7 protein-coding genes are annotated in these 6,192 nt (G+C 70.2%); 2 read left to right on the top strand and 5 right to left on the bottom strand.

What is annotated here, in order from left to right:
- Positions 1-125: 125 nt before the first annotated feature.
- From ACFW01_RS08060 to thyX, 3 genes are all read right to left on the bottom strand, one after another.
- The gene (locus ACFW01_RS08060; RefSeq protein WP_122615089.1) at positions 126-1,811 is read right to left on the bottom strand and encodes a ribonuclease J; all 1,686 of its coding nucleotides are present in this window, start codon (positions 1,809-1,811) and stop codon (positions 126-128) included.
- A gap of 153 nt (positions 1,812-1,964) precedes the next feature.
- Positions 1,965-2,864 carry a 4-hydroxy-tetrahydrodipicolinate synthase gene (dapA, locus tag ACFW01_RS08055; RefSeq protein WP_234961435.1) on the bottom strand — a complete coding sequence of 300 codons (900 nt, stop codon included), beginning with the start codon at positions 2,862-2,864 and terminating at the stop codon, positions 1,965-1,967.
- Positions 2,865-3,061: 197 nt separating this feature from the next.
- Positions 3,062-3,802 carry an FAD-dependent thymidylate synthase gene (thyX, locus tag ACFW01_RS08050; RefSeq protein ID WP_384502638.1) on the bottom strand — a complete coding sequence of 247 codons (741 nt, stop codon included), beginning with the start codon at positions 3,800-3,802 and terminating at the stop codon, positions 3,062-3,064.
- A gap of 176 nt (positions 3,803-3,978) precedes the next feature.
- Here thyX and ACFW01_RS08045 point away from each other — a divergent pair, with 176 nt between their 5' ends.
- The gene (locus ACFW01_RS08045) at positions 3,979-4,218 is read left to right on the top strand and encodes a hypothetical protein (protein WP_234961436.1); all 240 of its coding nucleotides are present in this window, start codon (positions 3,979-3,981) and stop codon (positions 4,216-4,218) included.
- A 126-nt stretch (positions 4,219-4,344) separates the two neighbouring features.
- Entirely contained in the window at positions 4,345-4,899 is a 555-nt protein-coding gene (locus ACFW01_RS08040) for a hypothetical protein (protein WP_234961437.1), read from the top strand.
- A 47-nt stretch (positions 4,900-4,946) separates the two neighbouring features.
- Here the strand turns inward: ACFW01_RS08040 and ACFW01_RS08035 are convergent, their stop codons facing one another.
- On the bottom strand, positions 4,947-5,402 hold the full coding sequence (locus ACFW01_RS08035) for a hypothetical protein (protein WP_234961438.1): 456 nt from the start codon (positions 5,400-5,402) through the stop codon (positions 4,947-4,949).
- A gap of 36 nt (positions 5,403-5,438) precedes the next feature.
- Entirely contained in the window at positions 5,439-6,191 is a 753-nt protein-coding gene (gene dapB / locus ACFW01_RS08030; RefSeq protein ID WP_234961439.1) for a 4-hydroxy-tetrahydrodipicolinate reductase, read from the bottom strand.
- Position 6,192 lies beyond the last annotated feature (1 nt).

Here is a 6,192-nt window from a genome sequence, read left to right as displayed (position 1 = left end):
CCACCACCCGTGGGGGGGGGCGGCGCGCCCCCTTGGCATTTGTTAGTTGGGCGGGTGGCGCGTTAACTCCACCCTCGCGCCCCCCCCCCGCTCCAGGTTGACGCTGCCGGAGATGCGACGGTCCGTCAGACCTCCACCACGACAGGGAGGATCATCGGCCGGCGCCGGTACGTGTCCGAGACCCACTTGCCGAGGGTCCGGCGCACCAGCTGCTGGAGCTGGTGGGGTTCGACGACCCCGTCCTGGGCCGAGCGCTCCAGCGCCTCGGTCACCTTGGGGAGCACCGCGGCGAACGCGGAGTCCTCGATGCCCGAGCCGCGGGCCTGGACGTGCGGGCCCGCGGTGATCTTGCCGGTGGACGAGTCGATGACCACGAAGACCGAGATGATGCCCTCGTCGCCGAGGATCTTGCGGTCCTTGAGGGCGGGCTCGCCGACGTCACCGACGGAGAGGCCGTCGACGTAGACGTATCCCGCCTGGACCTTGCCGGAGATTTTCGCCTTGCCCTCGACGAGGTCGACGACGACGCCGTCCTCGGCGATGACGATGCGGTCGTGCGGGACGCCGGTCAGGGCGCCCAGTTCGGCGTTGGCGCGCAGGTGGCGCCATTCGCCGTGGACCGGCATCAGGTTCTTCGGGCGGCAGATGTTGTAGAAGTACAGCAGCTCGCCGGCCGAGGCGTGGCCCGAGACGTGGACCTTGGCGTTGCCCTTGTGGACGACGTTGGCTCCCCAGCGGGTCAGGCCGTTGATCACGCGGTAGACCGCGTTCTCGTTGCCCGGGATGAGGGACGAGGCCAGGATCACCGTGTCGCCGTTGACGATGCGGATCTGGTGGTCCCGGTTGGCCATGCGGGACAGCGCGGCCATCGGTTCGCCCTGGGACCCGGTGCAGACCAGGACCACTTCGCTGTCCGGCAGGTCGTCGAGGGTCTTGACGTCCACGACGAGGCCCGGCGGCACCTTGAGATAGCCGAGGTCCCGGGCGATGCCCATGTTGCGGACCATGGAGCGGCCGACGAAGGCGACCCGGCGGCCGTATTCGTGCGCCGCGTCCAGGATCTGCTGGATGCGGTGGACGTGGCTGGCGAAGCTCGCCACGATGATCCGCTTGCGGGCGCCGGCGAAGACCTGGCGCAGGACGTTGGAGATGTCCCGCTCCGGCGGGACGAAGCCCGGGACCTCGGCGTTCGTCGAGTCGGACAGGAGGAGGTCGATGCCCTCCTCGCTGAGGCGCGCGAACGCGTGCAGGTCCGTGAGGCGGCCGTCCAGCGGGAGCTGGTCCATCTTGAAGTCGCCGGTGTGGACGACCATGCCCGCGGGGGTGCGGATGGCGACGGCCAGCGCGTCCGGGATCGAGTGGTTGACCGCGACGAACTCGCAGTCGAAGGGGCCGACGCGTTCGCGGTGCCCCTCCGCCACCTCGAGGGTGTACGGGCGGATGCGGTGTTCCTGGAGCTTGGCCTCGATGAGGGCGAGGGTCAGCTTGGAGCCGATCAGCGGGATGTCCGGCTTCTCACGCAGGAGGAAGGGGACGCCGCCGATGTGGTCCTCGTGCCCGTGGGTGAGGACGATGCCCTCGATGTCGTCGAGGCGGTCCCGGATGGACGAGAAGTCCGGCAGGATCAGGTCGATTCCGGGCTGCTCCTCCTCGGGGAAGAGCACTCCGCAGTCGACGATCAGCAGACGGCCGCCGTACTCGAAGACCGTCATGTTGCGGCCGATTTCGCCCAGGCCGCCGAGCGGGGTGACCCGGAGGCCGCCCTTCGCGAGCGCCGGGGGCCGGCCCAGTTCAGGATGCGGATGACTCAAAAGACTCTCCTCACCACACGCGCCACGTACCGGTGGGCACGTGGCGCGCGTGACGTTCGTGCAGAAGCAGTTGTCGTGTGGGGCGCGGGCACCGGTGGCCCGCCTATTCAGTTGTGAAGTCCGTGCGGCCGTGCGGTGGTGCGAAGTCTGTTGTCAGAGCTGTACCCCGCCGGCGGCAAGATCGATCTTGAGCTGGTCGGTCTCCTCGGGCGTGAGACCGACCATCGGCGCGCGCAGCGGTCCGGCGGGCAGTCCCTGGAGCGCGAGCGCCCCCTTGGCCGTCATCACGCCCTGGGTGCGGAACATGCCGGTGAAGACCGGGAGCAGCTTCTGGTGGATCTCCAGTGCCTTCTGTACGTCACCGGCGACGTGCGCGTCCACCATGGCGCGCAGTTCCGGGGTGACGACGTGGCCGACGACGGAGACGAAGCCGACCGCGCCCACGGAGAGCAGCGGCAGGTTCAGCATGTCGTCGCCGGAGTACCAGGCGAGGCCGGAGCGTGCGATGGCCCAGCTGGCGCGGCCGAGGTCGCCCTTGGCGTCCTTGTTGGCGACGATCCGGGGGTGCTCCGCGAGGCGGACCAGGGTCTCCGTGTTGATCGGGACGCCGCTGCGGCCGGGGATGTCGTAGAGCATGACCGGCAGCTCGGCGGCGTCGGTGATCGCCGTGAAGTGCAGGTAGAGGCCCTCCTGCGGGGGCTTGTTGTAGTACGGCGTGACCAGCAGGAGGCCGTGTGCTCCGGCGCGCTCGGCGGCGCGGGCCAGCTCGATGCTGTGCTGGGTGTTGTTGGTCCCGACGCCGGCGACGACGTGGGCCCGGTCGCCGACCGCCTCCAGTACGGCTCGTACGAGGTCCGCTTTCTCCGCGTCGCTGGTGGTGGGGGACTCGCCGGTGGTGCCGTTGACGATCAGGCCGTCGTTGCCTGCGTCCACCAGGTGGGCGGCGAGCCGCTGGGCGCCGTCGAGGTCGAGTGCGCCGTCCGCCGTGAAGGGCGTGACCATGGCGGTGAGGACCCGCCCGAAGGGGGTCTGCGGAGTGGAGGTCGGAGCCATGGGTTACACGCTACTCGTTGCTCAGGGCGAGGTCTGCCTTAGGGCCTGTCGAGAGGAAGGTGGAGCCCGGCACTGCCTGCTCGGGGGTTCAAGCAGTGCCGGGTCCCTTTGATCAGGCTAGATGAACTTCTCCAAACGCCGCAATACGGACACTTCGCGCGGCTGATGCGCACATGTGTGCCCGGCTTCGGGACGCGCTACGGCGCCACGCGGCCGTTGGCGTTGAAGGCGGCGTGGGTGAGGGGCATGAGCCGGGCCCACTCCGCCTCCATCTTCTCGCCGACCATCTCGATCTCCCGCTGCGGGAAGGAGGGCACCTTCGCCAGCTCGTGCTGGGTGCGCAGGCCCAGGAAGTGCATCAGCGAGCGGGCGTTGCAGGTGGCGTACATCGAGGAGTACAGGCCGACGGGGAGCACCGCGCGGGCCACCTCGCGGGCGACGCCGGCGGCGAGCATCCGCTGGTACGTGGCGTACGCCTGGCGGTAGGAGTCCTCCATGGCGCCGCCCACCAGCTCGTACTGCTCCCGGCTGCCCTCGACGAAGACGTACTTGCCGGGCCGGCCCTGCTGGACCAGCTTGCGGGAGGTGTCCGGGACGTAGAAGACCGGCTGGAGCTCCCGGTAGCGGCCGGATTCCTCGTTGTACGACCAGCCGACGCGGTGCCGCATGAACTCGCGGAAGACGAAGATCGGGGCACTGATGAAGAAGGTCATCGAGTTGTGCTCGAACGGGCTGCCGTGCCGGTCCCGCATGAGGTAGTTGATCAGGCCCTTGGAGCGCTCCGGGTCCTTGTCCAGCTCCGCGAGGGACTGCTCCCCGACGGTGGAGACCCGGGCGGCGAACAGCACGTCGGAGTCGGTCGCGCTGCTCTTGACCAGCTCGACGGTGACGTCGCTGCGGAGTTCGATCTTGGAGTCGTCGGGGGGTGTGTCGGTCACGGTGTGGAGGGCCTTCCCAGCTCGTCGTTTGGCGGGGCCACTCTACGGCCACCGCTGAATCGGGCTTTCACTGCCGTGCCGCAATGAAGTCGGTGAAACAGGGCACCTGGAGGGGCGTTCGTTCGTCTGTATGAGTAACAGCGAAGCAGTAAGTCCCCGAAGGGAGACGCAGCTCCATGATCCGCCGGCGTGAACCCGTGCCGTTCGCCTTCGTCGCCGAAGCCGACAGGTTCCGCAGCAATGTCACACCCCCTCCCCGCGAGCGGGCGTCCTTCGGCCAGCAGGCCGGACGCTGGCTGCTCGGTCTCACCGTCGTCGCCGGGATCGTGGGCTCCCTGCTGATCGGGATGCCCGCCCTGTCGACCGACCAGCCCTCGCCGCACAAGCAGCCGTCACAGGCGTCCGAGGGACGCTAGGCGGGCCGGGGGACGGCCGGGGGCGCCTCCCGTCCGGACCCCCGAGAGTGGTGACCGCAGACACAGGTCGGTAGCCTCACCGGGCACAGCACATGTCATGTGCCATGGAACGAGTGAGGACCAGCCGTGCCCCTGCCCTTCCTGACGGCCGACCGCGCCTTCGACGCGGCCGACGACGTCGCGCTGCCGTACGACGACCGCGACCAGTGGCGCCGGCCCTACCGGCCGGGGCCCTGGCGGGTGGGGGCGGCGGCGGTGATGCTGCTGCTCGCCTCGTTCGTGCTGTTCGCGGCGGTGATCATCGCCGCGACGGGCACCCTCTCCTCGGCCGGCGTGGTCTTCGGCATCGCGGCCGTCGTCATCGCCTGCGCCCTGCGGATGCTGCGCATGGGCGTGTGGGTGAGCGCGCACGGAGTGCGTCAGGTGAGTTTCCTCAGCACCCGCACGGTGGCCTGGCAGCAGGTCGCCAGCATGCGCACGGTGCAGCAGCCGGTGCGCTGGCTCGGGCTGCCGCGCACGGTGCAGGGGCAGGCGCTGCTCCTCGTCCGGCAGGGCCGGTCCTCGGACCCGCTGCCGCCCCTGCTGACCACGCACAACTCCGACTTCCTCGCCCGCGAGGGTGCCTTCGACCGGGCCGCCGACGCAGTGGAGGCGTGGGCCGCCGAGTACCGGCGGGTCTGAGCCGCGTAGAGATTCAGGCCGCGCAGAGGTTCAGACCGCGCAGAGGTTCAGGCCGCCTCGACGGGCCTGCCGTCGTGGAGGGCGATCGCCCGCTGCATCGCCTTGCGCGCCCGCGGGGTGTCACGGGCGTCGTGGTAGGCGACGGCCAGGCGGAACCAGCTGCGCCAGTCGTCCGGGGCGTCCTCCGTCTCGGCCTTGCGCAGGGCGAAGACCTCGTCGGCCGACTCGCGGTCGACGCGGCCGCTGGGGGTGCGCTTCAGGTCGTCCACGGGCAGTCCGCCCTCGGCGTCGAGTTCTGCGGCGAGCTGGTTGGCCCTGCGGACGAACTGGGTGTTCTTCCACAGGAACCAGAGGCCGATGACCGGCAGGATCAGCACCGCGACGCCGAACGTGACGGTGAGGGGTGTGCCGGCCTCGATGAGCATCACACCGCGGCCGCCGGCCAGGACGAAGTAGAAGACCAGGACGGCGGCCGTGACGAGGTAGGAGATCTTCGCGCGCATGGGGTCAGGGGCTCTGTTCGGGGTCCGGGCCGGGTCTCAGTTCAGGTCCAGGAAGTGTTCCAGGCCGAAGGTGAGGCCCGGAGTGGTGACCACCCGGCGGGCGCCCAGCAGGATGCCCGTCATGAAACTGCTGTGGTGCAGGGAGTCGTGCCGGACGGTGAGGGTCTCCCCCTCGCCGCCGAGCAGGACCTCCTGGTGGGCGAGGAGGCCGCGCAGGCGGATCGCGTGGACCGGGACACCGTCGACGTCCGCGCCGCGGGCACCGTCCAGGGCGGTGGCAGTGGCGTCGGGCGCCGGAGCGGAGCCTGCCTTCTGCCGCGCCTCGGCGATCAGCTGGGCGGTGCGGGTGGCGGTGCCGCTGGGGGCGTCCACCTTGTTCGGGTGGTGCAGCTCGACGACCTCGACGGACTCGAAGTAAGGGGCGGCGAGCTGCGCGAACCTCATGGTGAGCACGGCGCCGATGGAGAAGTTGGGCGCGATGAGCACGCCCGTCTCCGGGGAGGCGTCGAGCCAGGAGTTCAGCCGCGCGAGGCGTTCGTCGGTCCAGCCGGTGGTGCCGACGACGGCGTGGATGCCGTGGCGTACGCAGTAGTCGAGGTTGTCCATCACCGAGGCGGGGGTGGTCAGCTCGACGGCGACCTGGGCGCCGGTGTCGGCCAGCGTGTCCAGGCTGTCGCCCCGGCCCAGGGCGGCGACCAGCTCCATGTCCTCGGCGGCCTCGACCGCCCGTACCGCCTCGGAGCCGATCCGGCCCTTGGCACCGAGGACGGCCACGCGCAGCTTGCTCATG

Origin of the sequence: Streptomyces sp. NPDC058985 (assembly GCF_042740985.1) — a bacterium.
In the GTDB taxonomy this organism is placed as follows: Bacteria; Actinomycetota; Actinomycetes; order Streptomycetales; family Streptomycetaceae; genus Streptomyces.
This window is presented reverse-complemented; position numbering and strand designations above follow the sequence as displayed.